The 16,410-nt window shown below is 65.4% G+C and carries 15 protein-coding genes; 2 read left to right on the top strand and 13 right to left on the bottom strand.

Features of this window, described 5'->3' with window-relative positions:
* The 3 genes from groEL to A2J03_RS26860 all read right to left on the bottom strand — a co-directional run.
* The coding region (groEL, locus tag A2J03_RS26870; protein WP_068380437.1) for a chaperonin GroEL at window positions 1-1,096 on the bottom strand (1,096 nt) is incomplete at its 3' end.
* Window positions 1,097-1,191: 95 nt separating this feature from the next.
* On the bottom strand, window positions 1,192-1,491 hold the full coding sequence (groES, locus tag A2J03_RS26865) for a co-chaperone GroES (protein WP_068380435.1): 300 nt from the start codon (window positions 1,489-1,491) through the stop codon (window positions 1,192-1,194).
* Window positions 1,492-1,736: 245 nt separating this feature from the next.
* Entirely contained in the window at window positions 1,737-2,288 is a 552-nt protein-coding gene (locus A2J03_RS26860; RefSeq protein WP_068380434.1) for a potassium channel family protein, read from the bottom strand.
* A gap of 272 nt (window positions 2,289-2,560) precedes the next feature.
* Here A2J03_RS26860 and A2J03_RS26855 point away from each other — a divergent pair, with 272 nt between their 5' ends.
* The gene (locus A2J03_RS26855; protein WP_068380431.1) at window positions 2,561-4,213 is read left to right on the top strand and encodes an Hsp70 family protein; all 1,653 of its coding nucleotides are present in this window, start codon (window positions 2,561-2,563) and stop codon (window positions 4,211-4,213) included.
* 2 nt (window positions 4,214-4,215) lie between these two features.
* Here A2J03_RS26855 and tsaD read toward each other — a convergent pair whose 3' ends face one another.
* From tsaD to glmS, 8 genes are all read right to left on the bottom strand, one after another.
* Window positions 4,216-5,259, bottom strand: a complete 1,044-nt coding sequence (tsaD, locus tag A2J03_RS26850; protein ID WP_068380428.1) for a tRNA (adenosine(37)-N6)-threonylcarbamoyltransferase complex transferase subunit TsaD — start codon at window positions 5,257-5,259, stop codon at window positions 4,216-4,218.
* Window positions 5,256-5,732, bottom strand: coding sequence for a ribosomal protein S18-alanine N-acetyltransferase (rimI, locus tag A2J03_RS26845; protein WP_068380425.1), 477 nt, complete (start codon window positions 5,730-5,732; stop codon window positions 5,256-5,258). Before rimI ends, tsaD begins: the two co-directional genes overlap by 4 nt.
* Window positions 5,729-6,391, bottom strand: a complete 663-nt coding sequence (tsaB, locus tag A2J03_RS26840; protein WP_068380421.1) for a tRNA (adenosine(37)-N6)-threonylcarbamoyltransferase complex dimerization subunit type 1 TsaB — start codon at window positions 6,389-6,391, stop codon at window positions 5,729-5,731. Before tsaB ends, rimI begins: the two co-directional genes overlap by 4 nt.
* Window positions 6,392-6,444: 53 nt before the next feature.
* The gene (tsaE, locus tag A2J03_RS26835) at window positions 6,445-6,945 is read right to left on the bottom strand and encodes a tRNA (adenosine(37)-N6)-threonylcarbamoyltransferase complex ATPase subunit type 1 TsaE (RefSeq protein ID WP_068380418.1); all 501 of its coding nucleotides are present in this window, start codon (window positions 6,943-6,945) and stop codon (window positions 6,445-6,447) included.
* The gene (locus A2J03_RS26830; protein WP_156520610.1) at window positions 6,938-7,969 is read right to left on the bottom strand and encodes an alpha/beta fold hydrolase; all 1,032 of its coding nucleotides are present in this window, start codon (window positions 7,967-7,969) and stop codon (window positions 6,938-6,940) included. The genes tsaE and A2J03_RS26830 overlap by 8 nt, the downstream gene beginning before the upstream one ends.
* A 5-nt stretch (window positions 7,970-7,974) precedes the next feature.
* Window positions 7,975-9,165, bottom strand: coding sequence for an alanine racemase (gene alr / locus A2J03_RS26825; RefSeq protein ID WP_197480987.1), 1,191 nt, complete (start codon window positions 9,163-9,165; stop codon window positions 7,975-7,977).
* A 165-nt stretch (window positions 9,166-9,330) separates the two neighbouring features.
* Window positions 9,331-10,764, bottom strand: coding sequence for an NAD(P)H-hydrate dehydratase (locus tag A2J03_RS26820; RefSeq protein ID WP_068380403.1), 1,434 nt, complete (start codon window positions 10,762-10,764; stop codon window positions 9,331-9,333).
* Between the two features lie 147 nt (window positions 10,765-10,911).
* A complete protein-coding gene (glmS, locus tag A2J03_RS26815) occupies window positions 10,912-12,774 on the bottom strand; it encodes a glutamine--fructose-6-phosphate transaminase (isomerizing) (RefSeq protein ID WP_068380439.1) in 1,863 nt (620 codons plus the stop codon).
* Window positions 12,775-12,849: 75 nt separating this feature from the next.
* Between glmS and A2J03_RS26810 the strand changes: the two genes are divergently transcribed.
* Entirely contained in the window at window positions 12,850-13,704 is an 855-nt protein-coding gene (locus A2J03_RS26810) for a dienelactone hydrolase family protein (protein WP_068380402.1), read from the top strand.
* 276 nt (window positions 13,705-13,980) lie between these two features.
* Here the strand turns inward: A2J03_RS26810 and A2J03_RS26800 are convergent, their stop codons facing one another.
* Together A2J03_RS26800 and A2J03_RS26795 are read right to left on the bottom strand one after the other, a co-directional pair.
* Entirely contained in the window at window positions 13,981-15,825 is a 1,845-nt protein-coding gene (locus A2J03_RS26800) for a WXG100 family type VII secretion target (protein ID WP_068380396.1), read from the bottom strand.
* Entirely contained in the window at window positions 15,822-16,133 is a 312-nt protein-coding gene (locus A2J03_RS26795) for a hypothetical protein (protein ID WP_068380392.1), read from the bottom strand. Before A2J03_RS26795 ends, A2J03_RS26800 begins: the two co-directional genes overlap by 4 nt.
* Window positions 16,134-16,410: the final 277 nt, after the last annotated feature.

The raw sequence follows: 16,410 nt of genomic DNA, 5'->3' as shown, positions 1-16,410 counted from the left end.
GCTCTTCGAGCTTCTCGCGATCCCATTCCGAATCGGTGTTCTCGATCTCGCGGCGCAGCTGGCCGACGCGGGCATCGATGTCGACCTGGGTGCCTGCACCGTCGACGATGGTCGTCTCGTCCTTGGTGACGACAACGCGACGCGCTTGCCCGAGGAGGTCGAGTCCGGCCTCCTTGAGGCTCAGACCGACGTCTGCGGTGATGACCTGACCGGCCGTCACGACTGCCAGGTCGTCAAGGAACGCCTTACGACGGTCACCGAAGAACGGAGCCTTCACAGCGACTGCCTTGATGGTCTTGCGAATCGAGTTCACGACGAGGGTGGAGAGAACTTCGCCCTCGGTGTCCTCGGCGATGATGAGAAGCGGCTTGCCGCTCTCGGCGACCTTCTCGAGCAACGGCAAGAAATCGGGCAGCGAGGTGATCTTGTCGCGGTGGAGCAGGATGTATGCGTCTTCGAGCACAGCCTGCTGCGCATCGAGATCGGTCACGAAGTACGGCGACAAGTATCCCTTGTCGAACTGCACGCCCTCGGTGACCGTCAGCTCGGTGCTGAGGCCGGAGGACTCCTCGACCGTGACGACTCCGTCGGCACCGACACGAGTGAGCGCCTCGCCGACGAGTTGACCGATCTCCGGATCGCGTGAGGACACCGTCGCAACCTGTGCGATCGCTTCCTTGCCCTCGACCGGTGTTGCCGCAGCCAGGAGCGCTTCGGCGACCTTGTCGGCTGCCTTGGCGATTCCCGAACCGAGAGCGATCGGGTTGGCGCCTGCAGCGATGTTCTTCAGGCCGCCGCGCACGAGTGCCTGCGCAAGGACGGTCGCCGTGGTCGTGCCGTCTCCGGCAACATCGTTCGTCTTGGTGGCTACGCTCTTGACGAGCTGAGCGCCTAGATTCTCGAACGGATCTTCCAGGTCGATCTCACGCGCGATGGAAACACCGTCGTTGGTGACCGTCGGGCCGCCGAATGCCTTGGCCAGCACGACGTGCCTGCCGCGGGGCCCGAGCGTCACCTTGACGGCGTCGGCGAGCTTGTCGACGCCACGCTCGAGAGCGCGGCGTGCGTTCTCGTTGAATTCGATTTGCTTGGACATCTTCTGGGACTACTCCTTCGAGTTCGGGACTCGATCGAAACGCAGTCCGCCCCGGGACCGAGTGTGTCGGGCTCCGGGGCGGACCTGCGTATTGCTTACTTGGCGATGACTGCCAGCACGTCGCGTGCCGAGAGGATCAGGTACTCCTCGCCGGCGTACTTGCTCTCGGTGCCGCCGTACTTGCTGTAGATGACGGTGTCGCCTTCTTTGACGTCGACCGGGATCCGGTTGCCCTTTTCGGTGACACGGCCTTCGCCAACAGCGACGACGGTGCCCTCCTGAGGCTTCTCCTTGGCTGTGTCGGGGATGACCAGACCGGAGGCGGTCGTCGTCTCGGCCTCGTTGGCCTGGACGAGGATCTTGTCCTCGAGCGGCTTGATTTTCACGCTCGCCACGTTGAGCCCTCCATTGTTATGGGGTACGCGTCCGGGGTCGGATCCCCGGACTGCTGTGTTGGTACTTCATGTTCACTGCCCTGTGCTCGATCCCGTCGTCGCGGGTTCCGGGACTTCGCTCAGCGCTGACTAGCACTCTATACACGCGAGTGCCAGCACTCAAGGGCTGGGTTCGCCAGATGCCGTCGACTCGTTACGCCTGCAGCGAAAACCCTCATCTTTCGGATTGCCGATGTGGAGCAAACCTATTTCGCCCCGCCTACCTGCTTCCTCGCTTGTCCGCGCCGCACGGCTGCGAGAAGTAGACGACCTCCGAACGCGATGATCACCAGATTTCCGACCATCTGCACCGACACGACTGCTCGCGCGAAGTCCGTGGATGCAGTGATGTCGCCGAATCCGACGGTGGAAAACACCGACAGCGTGAAATACAAGCTTCCCATTCGAGAGATCGGCTCGTTGAAATTCTGCGCGGACGACGCTGCTATCAGGTAGTAGGCGCTGGAGAACCCGATCAGATAGATCGGTACGACGGCGGCGAGAGCCTCGACGGCTTGTACTGCCGGGTAATCGGCGCGAATTACCTTGGCCAGCTGCCAGACACACACGACCACGACCACAATCAGCACCGATGCCAGGAAGACAACGGACCCGAGGTCTGCCACGTTGGTCATCGGAACAACGAAGTACAGCGCAGTCAGAACCACGGTCGTGGCAAGTGGCCGAACCGATGCTCGAATCAGCAGGGCGCGTCGGGTCTCGTCGTCCAGCGTCGCATAAGACCCATCAGTCGCCATTCGTCCACTTTCGCCTGAAGTAGTTCGAGCACGATGCGTCCTAAGTCATAGGCCGTCATCGGGTGCGGCGTTTCACATTCGGGCAAACCGTTCTGTAACGTTACGATAACGAGAAGCAATAGTGATGGGTAACGCCCAATCACGCCGGTCGAGACCAGCGCCGGAAATTTCGAGCTCGTCAGCGGCATGCGCCCTCTGACGGAGTCGGCTGCGACGGACGAGTCGTTGCGAAGACAACACAACGGGCTCGACGCACAGCAGGGGGAGGTGGCATGAGGATCGCAATCGGTGTGTCCACCGGAACCGAGGTCGTGTGCGCTGCCCTCGTTGTCGAGGAAGCCGACGGTTCGCGGACCGTCGAGTATCGGACGGTGTCCGCGGACCGCGAAGTCAATACCGACCTGGGCGACCTGGTTGCATCCGCCATCGAACTGATGGCTTCACTGGCGCCCACCCCCGCAGGCCTCGGCACGCACGCCGACGAGCGTCTCGTACCCGATGTGATCGCGGTGTCACACCGAACGCAGGAACAAGCCTCGTCGATACGCTCGGCCCTGTCACATACCCGGTGGGCAGCTTTTCTCGTCCCCGAGTCCGCTGCAGCGTACGCTTTCCTCGACGATTCCGGCCTGATCGCGCGCTATCGGACCGTCACGATCGTCGACGTCGGGGCGACGGGAACGACTGCGTCGGTCGTCGACGCCCAATCCGGCGAACTCCTCGCCGAGGATCGCACCAAGCACTTCAGCGGCGACGTCGTCAATCGGCTGGTGAAGGACCTCGTCCACGGCAGTGCTGCGGTCGACACCCCGGTGCGCGACGATCTGCGCGACGATCGCGGAATCGGGTCCGCGCGGTACCGAGCAGTCAAGGAACACCTGTCCACGCACGACGCCGCCCACGTCGGTGATGCCGAGGATGGGTCGACCCTGGACCGTGCCGCATTCGACCTGGCGGTTCGCCCGTATGTGATGAACACCGTGCACTTCACCGAACGCAGTGCAGTACTGAGCACATCGACGCCGGAGGCAGTCGTGCTCATCGGCGGCGGCGCCAACATCCCGATCGTCGGCACCGCATTCGGGTCCGCACTTGCCCTGCCCGTAGTGATCCCGACCGAACCCGACACCGTTCTGGCCAAGGGATCTGCACTGCTCGCACTGAACTCGAGTCCGGGCCGGTACCCCACCGTCGGCCACGGTGCGGGAAGCAATGCTCGATCGATCGGCCGATTCACCGGGGCGTTCGTCGGTGCATTGGTGGTCGGCGGAATCGTTGTCGCATACGTGGTGCAAACCCTTGTCCCGAGTGACGGACCATCGGTGTCGCCGGCCGGTTCCGCCGCCCCGACTGCCGAGCAGGTCCTCGATCGACCCGCCGCCGACGGCACAGCGCTGGATCCCGACATCACGGCCGGCACCAGCACCACGTCAGGGCAGACCGCCAGTTCGACGAGGTCGACTGAGCCGGCGTCGGCCACTGAAAGGCCTTCGGCGACACCGTCGCTGCACCCAGCGCCCGACCTGCCGGTCATTCCGTGGCCTGCCCAGCCACGGGTGACGAAACCTGCGGCCGGTACCACCACACCGATCCCCATGACCACGCTTCCCACCACGACCGACCCCATCTCCACTCCCCCGGATGGTTCGACCGAGCTGTCGCCGACCGGTAGCCCTGGTGAATCCACAACATCGCCGGTGCTGACCCCGGACACACCGTCCACGACTCCGGAGGAGTCGACCGAAGCGTCGGCGCAGCCGACGTCGTCGGGGGGCGTGCGCACCACTCAGGTAGGAGCCACACCGTCGTCACCGCCGCTGTCGCCACCGGAGACAGTGTGGACACCAACACCGACGGGCACCGGTGAACTCGAGGAAGCCCCCAGGACAGAGTCGACGGACATCGCTGCTCCGCCCGAGGGCTGAGCCTAAAAACGCCCGGGAAGAATGCTGGTGGAGACCGGCAGCCCGGGATCCGTCGCAACTCGGAGATCCGACGCGCTCGCCCCAGCCGAGATCAAGTGCGCCCCGAGAGTCGCAATCATGACTCCGTTGTCGGTGCACAGCCTCGGCTTCGGAATACGAAGCGTCACACCCGCTGTGGTGCAACGCGATTCGATCATCGAACGGATTCTGGAATTCGCGGTCGCTCCGCCGCCCAGAACCACAGTATCCACATCCATGTCCGCGGCGGCCCGAAGTGCCTTCATCGTCAGCACATCGGCGACCGATTCCTGGAACGACGCGGCGATGTCTGCGACCGGAATGGCATCGCCGGCACGCGTTCTCGCCTCGACGAAGCGCGCCACTGCCGTCTTGACGCCCGAGAACGAAAAGTCGTAGCGCGCGTCACGAGGACCCGTCATCCCGCGGGGGAACGCGATCGCATTCGGATCTCCCTCGCGCGCAGCATCATCGAGAGCCGGCCCACCTGGGTAGCCGAGGCCGAGCAACCGAGCCACCTTGTCGAACGCTTCACCCGCAGCGTCGTCGACGGTGGTGCCCAACTCGACGATCGGGGCGCCGAGATCGTCGACATGCAGAAGATGCGTATGACCACCGGAGACGAGCAGCGCCACACACGGCGGCATCGGCCCGTGCTCGAGAGTGTCGACGGCGACATGCCCCCCCAGATGATTGACCGCGTAGAACGGCACTCCCCAGGCAGCTGCGTAGGCTTTCGCCGCGGCGACCCCCACCAGCAGAGCACCCGCAAGGCCCGGCCCGATGGTGACGGCGACCGCGTCGGGCCGATCGATGTCAGCGGCGGCGAGTGCCCGCCTCATCGTCGGAACTATTGCTTCGAGGTGTGCACGGGATGCGACCTCGGGAACCACACCGCCGTATCTGGCATGCTCGTCGACGCTCGACGCGACCTCGTCGGCGAGGAGTTCGCACACACCCGAATCTCGCCAGCGGACGATGCCCACACCGGTCTCATCGCACGAACTCTCGATACCCATGACGATCATGCCGGTGCACTCGCCCTTCTGCTCGGTCGCTGCATCGTGAAAGCATCTGCGCCGCTTGGCTGGTAGTAGTTGCGGCGGGTACCGACAACGACGAAGCCCTCGCGCGTGTACAACTCGATGGCCGGGGTGTTGTCGGTACGCACTTCGAGAAACACAGACCCGCCGTGACGATCGGCTTCGACCAGAAGCGCGTCGAGCAGTGTGCCACCGATTCCACGACGATGCGCGGCCGGATCGACACCGATGGTGTGCACCTCGGATTCGGCGGTTTCACCTCGCCCGAGCAAGGCGATTCCGGCATAGCCGAGAAACACGCCATCTTCCCTGGCGGCGAAGTAATGAATGTGCGGCGCAGCGAGTTCGGACAGAAATGCGCGTTCGGTCCACGGACCGTCGCCGGGAAACAACACGGCCTCCAGCTCTGCGCACCTCGCGGCATCCGCAGCGACCATCGGCGTGATCTGCAGCGTCACTTCGTGACCTGCTTCGCCGCTTCACGTTCGGCGATGGTCTTGGCATCGGGTCGGCGCAGATACAGCGGGACCAACGGCTCCGGCTCCACACCGGACGCAAGCGCATCTCCGGCGGCCAGGACGAGGCCCTCCGGTGACGGTGAGATCACCTCTCGGGCTTCGAGTTCGAACAGCGAGGCATGCGCAGAAGATCCAGCTACTGCGGTCGCCTTGCCGACATCGACGAGATCCGCTGCACCCACGTCCGGACCGGCGATTCGGGTGCCGTCACGGTACCGCGCCGAGTACACCTCACGACGGCGCGCATCGGTGACGACGAGCAGTTCGGACTCGGATGTCAGCTGGGCGGCAATCGCGTCGAGGCTGCACACCCCATGTACCGGGAGACCCAGTGCATCACCGAAAGCAGCCGCGGTGGCCATTCCGACACGCAAGCCGGTGAACGGTCCAGGCCCGACACCGACGACGACTGCGTCTAGATCGGCCGGGGCCAGATCGGCCTCGGCCAAGCACTCGAGGATGTTGGGAGTGAGAACCTCGGCGTGCAACCGAGCGTCGACGACGATGCGCGCCGCGAGAGTCTCCACCGCACCATCGTCGAAACGGACCACTCCTGCGGTCACGGAGGGCGTGGAGGTATCGACGGCGAGAACGAGCACGGTAGCTCAGAGTACCCGCGAGTGAAGTACCCATTCCACACGGCACTTCGTGCTCAGCGGGCCGTCCCCGAGACACGACGGACGCGCACACGTCGTTCGTCGGTCTCCACATCACGACGAATGCGCACCGACACGTGACTGTCCACCAATTTCTCGACCAAACCTTCGCCCCACTCGACCACCACGACCGCGTCCACGAGATCGGAGTCGAGGTCGAGGGCGTCGAGTTCGTCCAGCGCGGATTGACCCGTCATACCCAACCGGTACGCGTCGACGTGGATGAGCGTCACCGGAGGTTTCCCGCCCGGACGTACACCGGGTCGATGCTCGCGCGCGATGACGAACGTCGGCGAGCTGACGCGCCCGACAACGCCAAGACCTGCTGCGATACCCCTGGTCATCGCGGTCTTACCCGCACCGAGCGGGCCGTCGAGAATCACCAGATCGCCTGCCTGCAGGGAGTGCGCCAGCCGGAAACCGAAGTGCTCGGTGTCGTCCACCGTCGACAACACAACCTCTCGCCCGTCGACGAAGATGTCCTCCTCGTCAGACAACGCCCCTCCGGCCCGATCGCTTCTTCGCCCGCAGCTGGAGTGCTCGCGTACCCAGCCGCGTGAGTGCTGCATTGACCTTGTCCGGAAATTCGAGCTGCACCAGATGTCCCGCTTGGCGGATGCGCACCATCTCGGCCTCAGGAAGGGCGTCGGCGAGAGCGACGGAACTGTCGAAGGGGATGATCCAGTCGTCGTCGCCGCAGACCACCGCCACCGGGATTCGAGCCAGGTCGACCAGAGCATCGCTCTCGTCGTGCAATTCGAGAGTCTTCAGGAAGTTCACGATGGTGATGACCGAGGTGTCATCGATCATCTGCTGTGAGAAGTCCACCAGCCTCGGGCTCACCCGGGTGCCGTACGACGCTGCCCGCAGCACCGGAGAGATCAGTTTCTTGGCGGCGCCGCGGCCGAGCTGTACCACCCCGGGAGACGTCCGCACCGCCAGCCTGAACGCGTCGACGACTGGGTTGTCGAGGCTGCGTCCGAGCCCGGTTTCTGCGAGTCCCGCGGCCGTCGTGGAAATGAGTGCGACGCCGATTACCCGATCACGCACCAGTTCCGGCTTCTGCCGCGTCATCGACAGAATCGTCATCCCACCCATCGAATGCCCGATCAGTAACAGGTGACCTCGCGGTGTGACGCTTCGGATGACGGCATCGAGATCGAGTCCGAGCTGCTGGATCGTGCAGCTCTCCGGGGAGGGCGTTCCAGACCGGCCGTGTCCACGTTGGTCGTAGAACACCATCCGGACCTTCGATCCCCACTCCTGCTCCAGTGCTTGGCGCTGAAAGTGCCAGGAGGACATGCGGAGGCAGTAGCCGTGGACGAAGATCGCCGTCACCGGAGCGTCCGAGGGCCCGACCTCCCGAACCGCGAGCGGCACTCCGTCGTCCGCGACCACGATGGACCCGCGGTCGGCGTCCATGAGCTCGAGATTCTCCGTCGCCAACGGATCTTTGTTCGAACGAAGGACGGTCTCGCGGAGAGCAATTCCGACGCTGTTCAAGATTCCCAGGCTGCCCATCAGGTTCACGTCGAGGCCTCCTCGGGTGACTGCAGTACCGTGCCGATCGGATGCTCGACAGAAGGGATGTACGTGCGGCGCGTGCGCCCACCGATTCCGGTCACGACCTCGTAGTGAATCGTGTCCAGCGTATCCGCCCATTCCTGGGCGAGCGGCTCGCCGTCCGCACCCGATCCGAACAGCACCGCGGCATCACCTTCCTGGACACCGCCGCCGTCGGGACCGAGGTCGACCACGAACTGATCCATGCAGACCCGTCCGACGGATGGGAATCTGCGTCCGCCGATGGAGACATCGAAGCGACCGCTCAAACTCCGAGTCACGCCGTCGGCGTACCCCATCGGAATCAACCCGAGGACAGTGTCGCGGGGCGTCGTCCACGTGTGCCCGTACGACACGCTCTGACCTGCCGACACGCGTTTGACGAGTGCCACGGACGCAGACACCGTCATCGCGGGCTTCAGACCGAACTGCCCCAGTTCGGGGATCGGCGACAGGCCATACGCGGCAATTCCGGGTCGAATCATGTCGAAACGAAGATCAGGCCTGGTCAGAGCAGCCGCCGAGTTCGCGAGATGCACGATCTCTGGACGCACCCCGGCCGACGCTGCGGTCGCGACGGCGTCCAGCAGAACCTTCGCCTGTCGGTCGTTCGCGGGGTTGTCGGGGACATCAGCGCACGCCAAGTGCGAGAACACTGCGCGCAACCGCACCGACTCGTCGGCGCTCGTGCGACCGAGAAGTGCAAGTACATCCCCGAACTCGTCGGACGCGACGCCGTTGCGGTTCAGACCCGTATCGATCTTCAGCGTGACGATGGCAGTACGGTGCGTACGCACTGCGGCCGCTGCCACCGCGGCCAACTGGGCACCCGAGGAGACCCCGATCTCGATTCCCTCGGTGATGGCCGGCGCAAAGTCGGTGTCCGATCGGTGTAGCCACGACAGGATCGGAGCCGTGATCCCGGCCTGTCGCAGCGCAATGGCCTCGCCGACCGTCGTCACTCCCAGCTCGGTCGCGCCCGCTGCGAGAGCGGTGCGCGCGACTGCGAGGGCGCCGTGGTTGTACGCGTCCGCTTTCACCACGACCATGGTCGCGGCATCCCCCGCGTGTTCTCGCAGTACGCGCACATTGTGGGCGATTGCGCCGAGGTCGATCGTTGCCGTCGAGCCGGCACCGGTGTCGGGGCCGCTCATCGCAGCAACCCTTGCGTTCTCCACAGCAATCGATAGTGCCACCCGCAACCGCGAAAGGTGCATTCGGCATCGGAAAAACCGCCCTGACCACTGCTCCCGCGTACCGATTCTGTTGCCGCGATGCCAAGTGCACTCGCGGGAACCCATCGCGATCGCGGGAAGTGCTCAGACCGCACCCGAACGCACGATTCTGATTGCTTCCGGGACCGCCGCGAGCAGTGGACCTGCAGAGATAGGAGCTGCCAGCTCGCCACCGGATCCGTACGCGGCAGTGGCGGCCGCGAGTGAATGGACACGAGTTCCACACGCAGCGGCAGTCAACAGGTCCAACCCCGAGGCAACGAGCGCCCCGAGCAACCCGGACAGCACGTCGCCGGAGCCAGCCGTGGATGCGGCCGAGCCACCGGCGTCGCTCACCAGCACTCGGCCGCCTCTGTCCGCGATCACCGTTGCGCGACCCTTCAGCAACACGGCGACCCCCCACTCCGACGCGAGGGCGCGGACCGATCGCACACGATCCGGACCCGGAGCAGAGCCGGCCAGTCGTTCGAACTCGCCCGCATGGGGCGTCAGCAACGTCGGAGCTGTTCGCCCCCGAATCGATTCCGGCGAGGAGGCGAGAATCGTCAGTGCGTCGGCGTCGACGACGACCGGAAGGTCGGAGCCGAGTACGTGCATCAGCCGCGACCTCGAATCCTCCCCCGTTCCGAATCCGGGACCGACGACCCAGGCCTGCACACGCCCGGCCGCGTCGAGATCCCTCGCAGCCACGACCTCCGGGTAGTGCGAGACGACTTCGGTGGCGGCACTCCCGACGTAACGGACCATGCCGGACGTCGCAGCGACCGCCGCACCGGTGCACAGCAGCGCAGCTCCCGGATACCGGTCGCTTCCTGCGAGAACACCCACCACACCCTGTGAGTACTTGTCGTCTTCCGCCGTGGGGATCGGCCATACCGAGCCGACGTCGAACGGGGACAGCGACTCGAAGAACGGATCCCCGAGCGAGAGACCGATGTCGACGAATTCGACTCTGCCGCAGTACGGTGCAGCAAGAACGTGTGCGGGCTTGCGGGCGCCGAATGCAACGGTGACCTGTGCACGCACAGCCGCCCCGACCACCGCGCCGGTGACGGAGTCGACGCCACTGGGAATGTCGGCAGCAACGATCGGAGCACTGATCCCCGCCACCAGTGCCGCCGCGTCAGGGCGCAGAGCACCCTGACCGGAGATCCCGACGATCGCATCGATCACGATGTCCGGCGCTCCCGGTGTAGCAACCACCCGGCCGCCCGCGCGTCGGAACGCAGCGAGGCCATCGCGATGAGCTCGTTCCGGATTCAGGAGCACTGCGGTCACGGCCGCACCTCTACGTCGCAGAAGCGCTCCCGCCCACAGACCGTCGCCGCCGTTGTCGCCGGAACCGACGAGCACGCACACCTCACGGCCGAAGACGCCGTCGGTTCGATGGAGCAACTCGGCAGCCACCACCGTGGCCAATCCGTGCGCAGCCCTGCGCATCAGCACTCCTGCGGGCAACGACTCGAGCAGGGGTTGCTCGGCCTCGCGGACCTGATCGGGGGTGTAGTAACTCCTCAACGCTGTCCTCCTCCGCTCCCGTCGAACCAGGTCGCTCCGCCGCTGACGGCCAGGCGGCTCCGCCGCCAGTGGCGCGGTTGAGTGTCCCGCTGTGCACTTAACCGTGCCACTGCGGCGGAGCCGCCCAGAGGCACTGCGGCGGAGCCGCTACTCGACCGTGACCGACTTCGCCAGGTTTCGAGGCTTGTCGACGTCGTAGCCCCGAGTCTGAGCAACTTCGGCGGCGAAGACCTGGAGCGGGACCGTGGAGAGCAGCGGCTGCAGCAGGGTCGGGGCTGCCGGGATCTCGATCAGATGGTCGGCGAACGGCCGCACCGTTTCGTCGCCTTCTTCAGCGATGACCACGGTCCGCGCTCCGCGAGCCTGGATCTCGCGAATGTTGCTGAGCAGCTTCGAATGCAGCACCGCACGGCCCTTCGGCGACGGCATCACGACGATGACCGGAAGGCCGTCCTCGATCAACGCGATCGGACCATGCTTGAGCTCGCCGGCCGCGAAGCCCTCGGCATGCATGTAGGCGAGTTCCTTGAGCTTGAGCGCACCTTCGAGAGCCACGGGATAGCCGACGTGGCGACCGAGGAAGAGAATCGTCGGCGACGTCGCGAGCTCGCGTGCGAGTTCACGCACCGGCTCCACCGAATCGAGCACGCGCTGAACCAGTTTCGGCATCGCTTCCAGATCCGCGAACTCGCGTGCGACTTCGTCGGGATACTTGGTGCCACGAGCCTGCGCCAGCGCCAGACCGACCAGGTAGTTTGCAGTCACCTGCGCCAGGAATGCCTTGGTCGACGCCACGCCGATCTCCGGGCCGGTCCGCGTGTACAACACTGCGTCGGCCTCGCGAGGAATCTGCGAACCGTTGGTGTTGCAGACAGCGAGCACCTTCGCGTTCTGCTCTTTGGCGTGTCGCACTGCTTCCAGCGTGTCCGCAGTTTCACCCGATTGCGAGATGGCAACGACGAGGGTCGACCGATCGAGAACCGGATCGCGGTACCGGAATTCGCTGGCCAGTTCGACCTCGACTGGAAGACGCGTCCAGTGCTCGATCGCATACTTCGCGAGCAGCCCGGAGTGGTACGAACTGCCGCACGCTACGACGAAGATCTTGTCGACGTCCCGCAGTTCCTGATCCGAGAGCCGCTGTTCGTCCAACACGATCCGACGGTTCTCGAAGTGCCCGAGGAGCGTGTCGGCGATGGCTGTCGGCTGCTCCTGGATCTCCTTGAGCATGAAGTAGTCGAAGCCGCCCTTTTCGGCCGCCGCGAGGTCCCAGTCGATATGGAACGGGCGGCCCGACGCCTCGTTGCCGTCGAAGTCCGTGATTTCGTAGCCGCCCGAGGTGATGACGACCACCTGATCCTGGCCGAGCTCGACGGCCTCGCGGGTGTGCTCGATGAACGCCGCGACGTCCGAACCGAGGAACATCTCACCGTCGCCGACTCCGACCACGAGCGGCGTCGATCGACGTGCCGCGACGATGGTGTCGGGGTGATCGGAGTGAGTGAACACCAATGTGAAGGCGCCTTCGAGTCGCCGCAGGACTGCTTTCGCGCTCGCGACGAAGTCGCCTTTGGTCTCGCCGGAGTCGTAGGCGCGGGACACCAGGTGTACAGCCACCTCGGTGTCGGTGTCGCTGGAGAACTCGATGCCCTCGGCTTCGAGCTCTGCCCGCAGTGGACCGAAATTTTCGATGATGCCGTTGTGAACAACCGCCACCGATCCCGACGCGTCGCGATGCGGGTGCGCGTTGCGGTCCGTCGGTCGGCCGTGCGTCGCCCAGCGGGTGTGACCCATGCCTGCGGTGCCCGCGAACTTGTCGGCGCCGACCTCGTCGAGTTCGGCTTCCAGGTTGGCCAGTCGACCCGCCTTGCGCTCGACGGCAGTACTACCGGATCCGTCGAGAATCGCAATGCCCGCGGAGTCGTAGCCCCTGTATTCCATTCGCCGAAGCGCCTCGATCACTACACCCAGAGCTGGGCGGTGACCGACGTATCCCACGATTCCGCACATGGTGATTGAGGGTACCCGCCCCTCGGGCGCCCCCATACCTGCCTCGCACCCACTCGATCCGATAGCGTTGCGACTGTGGCGACACCAAAGAAGCTCGCAGCTCTTCTCGGCAAACGTGGACCGCACAAGGTGCTACGCGGCAACCTTGCGCTGGCCGGCCAGCCCGGCATCGTGTTCACGCCTGCTACCGGCTACAACCTGCCCGCCGTTGCCTTCGGCCACGGTTGGCTACTCGGCGCCGAACGGTACGAGAACACGCTGAAGCACCTGGCCTCGTGGGGCATCGTCGCCGCAGCGCCGGACACCGAACGCGGGCCACTCGCGTCACACCGTGGTCTTGCGGCCGATTTGGCCACAACACTCGATATCGTCACCGGCGTTCGCCTCGGAACTGGCGATATCAGTGTCCACCCCGACAAACTTGCGGTTGCCGGGCACGGAATGGGAGCGAGCGTCGCCGTGTTGGCCGCCGCCGCCCGGACCGACGTGAAGGCAGTCGCCGCACTGTATCCAGCACCGTCGTCGCCCAGCGCCGAAGAGGCCGCGCAAACGCTGTCGATACCCGGCCTCGTTCTCGGCGACCCCGCGTTGACCGACTCACTCAACGACAACACTCTCTCGCTCGCCGGAGCGTTGGGTGGACCGTCGACGTTCCGGCGGCTGGCCAAAGGCACGTCCGACGGGATCGTGGAGGGCCGCCGACTGCTGAGCCCATTGGGTGTCGGCGGCACCGAGAGGGCGACAGTCCGGACGACGCGGATCCTCCTCACCGCCTTTCTGCTGTTCCATCTCACCGGTGACAAGGCCTACGAGGGTCTGGCCGGATCGGCGGAGTTGAAGAACACCAAGGTCGTCGATCCACACGCGCCGATCGAGGATCAGCCGAAGCCGAGTCCGATCTCCGCTGTCCGCGCCGTGATCGGCCGCTGACCGAGGGTCAAACCAGCCAACTCGTCGGCTCGGGATCGTCCCGGGCTTCCGCCGACGAGCCTCGACGCGTTCTCGTGTCCAGGTTGGCCGGCATCAGGTACGAGAGAGGTTCATGCTCGGCCTCGTCTGTGGGCTCATCGGATGCGGATGCGCTCCCTTTCGGGGCAAGTGTGGCCCGAACCGCCTCGTCGTAGCGCCTTCCTGCTGCAGCAATCGAGTCTCGACAGTCACTGCCGATCCTGCCCATACGGTCGGCCCACCACCGATCGGGTCCACTCACAGCGGTCCGGCCTCGGTGAGCTGCGCACCCGACATGTCCGGCGCATTCTCGGGTTGTGATTCGGGCTCGGACGGAGCAATCGGGGCATCCTCTGCAGGCACCACGTCCTCCTCCACAGCCACAGCGTCACCAGGCACAGCATCCTCGGGTGTCGCCGGGGCCTCGGCGGGCCCAGAAGATACGTCGGGGACTCCTGGTGCTGCTTCGGCGGCGGTCACGGTGTGCGTCGGTCCGAAGACCTGCTCGACGACCGGAACCCCGAACGGCCCCGGTCTCAGTTCGAATCGACGGTTCTCGCCGCTCGGACTGCCGAGATCGAGGGCGATGATCCCGTTGTGGGCCAGGGACAGTCGTGCGCTGTGTCCATCGAACGCCGCTTCGACGTGACCGCGTTCGGCACTGCCGTCGACGATCGGTGCCGGAACACCAGGGGGAGGAGGCGACGCAGGTGGAGTGGCTTCAGGTGGAGGTGGCGCCTGGGGAGGTGTCGACGTGTCCGAACCGGACCTCGATTCGGACAATCCGGCTCCGTCGTCGACGGTCTGCGGTAGTCCCTCCTGTTGGTCGGCCGGATCGGCGGACTCGCACAGCCGTCCGATCACCTCTCCGAGCGCGGCTTTCAACTGCTCGGTCATTTCGTGTCCGGTCCGCCCGATCGCGGCAATGACGTCCTCACCGCTGGGCAGATCGCCGAACATCGACTTCATGGCCGGTAGGAGAGACTCCCGAGTCGGCGGGAGGTCGGGCGTGGCCGGCAGCGGCGTGGAAGGCAGCGGCGTGGAAGGCAGCGGCGTTCCAGACGCGGACGGCGTGCCACCGAGTTGCGGCTGCCCTGGTTCCGATCCACCTCCGCCGGACGTAGTCGATTGCGGTGCGACCCCGAGGGCGTCGGGCGCCACCGATGGAGCCCGTGAGCCACCGTTGTCGGCGGCGCCAACCCCGCCACCGCCACCCCCACCGGCTGCCCCCTCGCCGGCATCAGCCGTCGGGAATGCCCGAGTGTCGATCGTTTCGGCGACCGCGGCCACCGTCGACAGATAGTCGCGGACCGCCCGGTCGATCGAGTCGCAGATGTCGACCAGGTGCTGACAGGACGCAGACACGAGCGGAGCGAAGAGGGTTCGAAGCCACTCGTCGCATACGCGTTTGGCGTGAATCAGTATCGCCTCGGGCGACAGTGAGACGGGGTTGGGCGACAAGGGTGCCGGCAGAACATTCGGTACATCGGCGGGGATCGGCGCAACGACGGCAGGAAGGAACGGCGACACATGTGCGATCCAGGCCGGTGCCGAGCCCCAGGCCAAGGACTCGCCCGGATCGAGAGTCGCGAGGAGATCGATGGTCGTGACGACATCGAGCCGTTTTCCGTCCACCAGCCCCCAACCGGTCACCTCAAGCCCCGAAGGGTCGAATCGGCCGATCGCGGTGGCCTGGCGCTCGATCGCGTCGCGAATACCGTCGACTGCCGCGGCCATGGCCAGCGAGAGCTGGTTTGCAGCTTCGGCGCGCTGGCTGCCGATCGTCCGGTCGGACCGAACGTCGGCAAGGGCCGCTTCACCCGCGGCGTCTACCCACGACGACGCGAGCGTCGCCGCCAACCCATCCTGCCGGTCGACCTCGGCTCGTGCGGCCACGACACTGTCGGTGAGCAGCCGTGCGTCCTCTTCGAGCGCCTCGAGATCGAGGCCGCGTTGCTGGTCGTACCGTGCACACAGACCCGGGTAGGTCCAGGACGAATCGGAGGTGACTCGATGCAGAATGGGAAGGTACTTCTCGAAGTACACGAGTCCCACCGCACCGGCGTCGAGGATTGCGTCGACGCTGCGGCCGGTTGGGCTCATCGTTCTCCCGCCGGATACTCGATCGACCGGGCTGCAGCATCGTCCGTGTCCTGATACGAGGCGACACTTGCCCGCAACCGGACCGTGTTGTCCTTGCTCGCCACGCCCCACTGACGGAAACTCGACTCGACCCCGTCGTACCCAGCGGCGATCCGCGCGCCGACGTCGCCGTAGTTTCGCCCGGCCTTGTCCGTGCCGAAAGTCAGCGTCGCGATCTGGGCCGCGATGGCGCCGATCGCGTCGGCCGACTGCTCGAACCCCGTAGCCACCTGCGCGACCTGAACGACATCGATCTCCATCTCGGCCATTCCCCCAACTACCTCGAATCAGTCGGAACGAAAGTCGCTCCTGTCATGTTCGACGCAGCCCGGCGGGAAACGGTTCCTGGGACTGCAGGTAACGTCCGAGATCAAGAACTCGGGTCGCGGGATTCACGCCTGCGGAACGACCACGAAAATGTGATCTCACCTGCGAGGAGTCCCATGCACATCGGAACCATGCTCAACTATTCAGGCGGATTCAACGAGACGGTTGCAGAAGTCGCGCAGCTCGAGCAGGCCGGCCTCGACATCATCTTCGTCCCCG

The organism is Rhodococcus sp. EPR-157 (assembly GCF_001647195.1).
GTDB lineage: Bacteria > Actinomycetota > Actinomycetes > Mycobacteriales > Mycobacteriaceae > Rhodococcoides.
This window is presented reverse-complemented; position numbering and strand designations above follow the sequence as displayed.

Excerpts from the sequence above, each read along its gene's own strand:
- glmS (WP_068380439.1), bottom strand. The coding sequence starts at position 12,774 with ATGTGCGGAATCGTGGGATACGTCGGTCACCGCCCAGCTCTGGGTGTA.
- A2J03_RS26795 (WP_068380392.1), bottom strand. The coding sequence starts at position 16,133 with ATGGCCGAGATGGAGATCGATGTCGTTCAGGTCGCGCAGGTGGCTACG.
- A2J03_RS26800 (WP_068380396.1), bottom strand. The coding sequence starts at position 15,825 with ATGAGCCCAACCGGCCGCAGCGTCGACGCAATCCTCGACGCCGGTGCG.
- A2J03_RS26860 (WP_068380434.1), bottom strand. The coding sequence starts at position 2,288 with ATGGCGACTGATGGGTCTTATGCGACGCTGGACGACGAGACCCGACGC.
- A2J03_RS26855 (WP_068380431.1), top strand. The coding sequence starts at position 2,561 with ATGAGGATCGCAATCGGTGTGTCCACCGGAACCGAGGTCGTGTGCGCT.
- alr (WP_197480987.1), bottom strand. The coding sequence starts at position 9,165 with ATGAGCGGCCCCGACACCGGTGCCGGCTCGACGGCAACGATCGACCTC.
- tsaD (WP_068380428.1), bottom strand. The coding sequence starts at position 5,259 with ATGATCGTCATGGGTATCGAGAGTTCGTGCGATGAGACCGGTGTGGGC.
- A2J03_RS26830 (WP_156520610.1), bottom strand. The coding sequence starts at position 7,969 with ATGGGCAGCCTGGGAATCTTGAACAGCGTCGGAATTGCTCTCCGCGAG.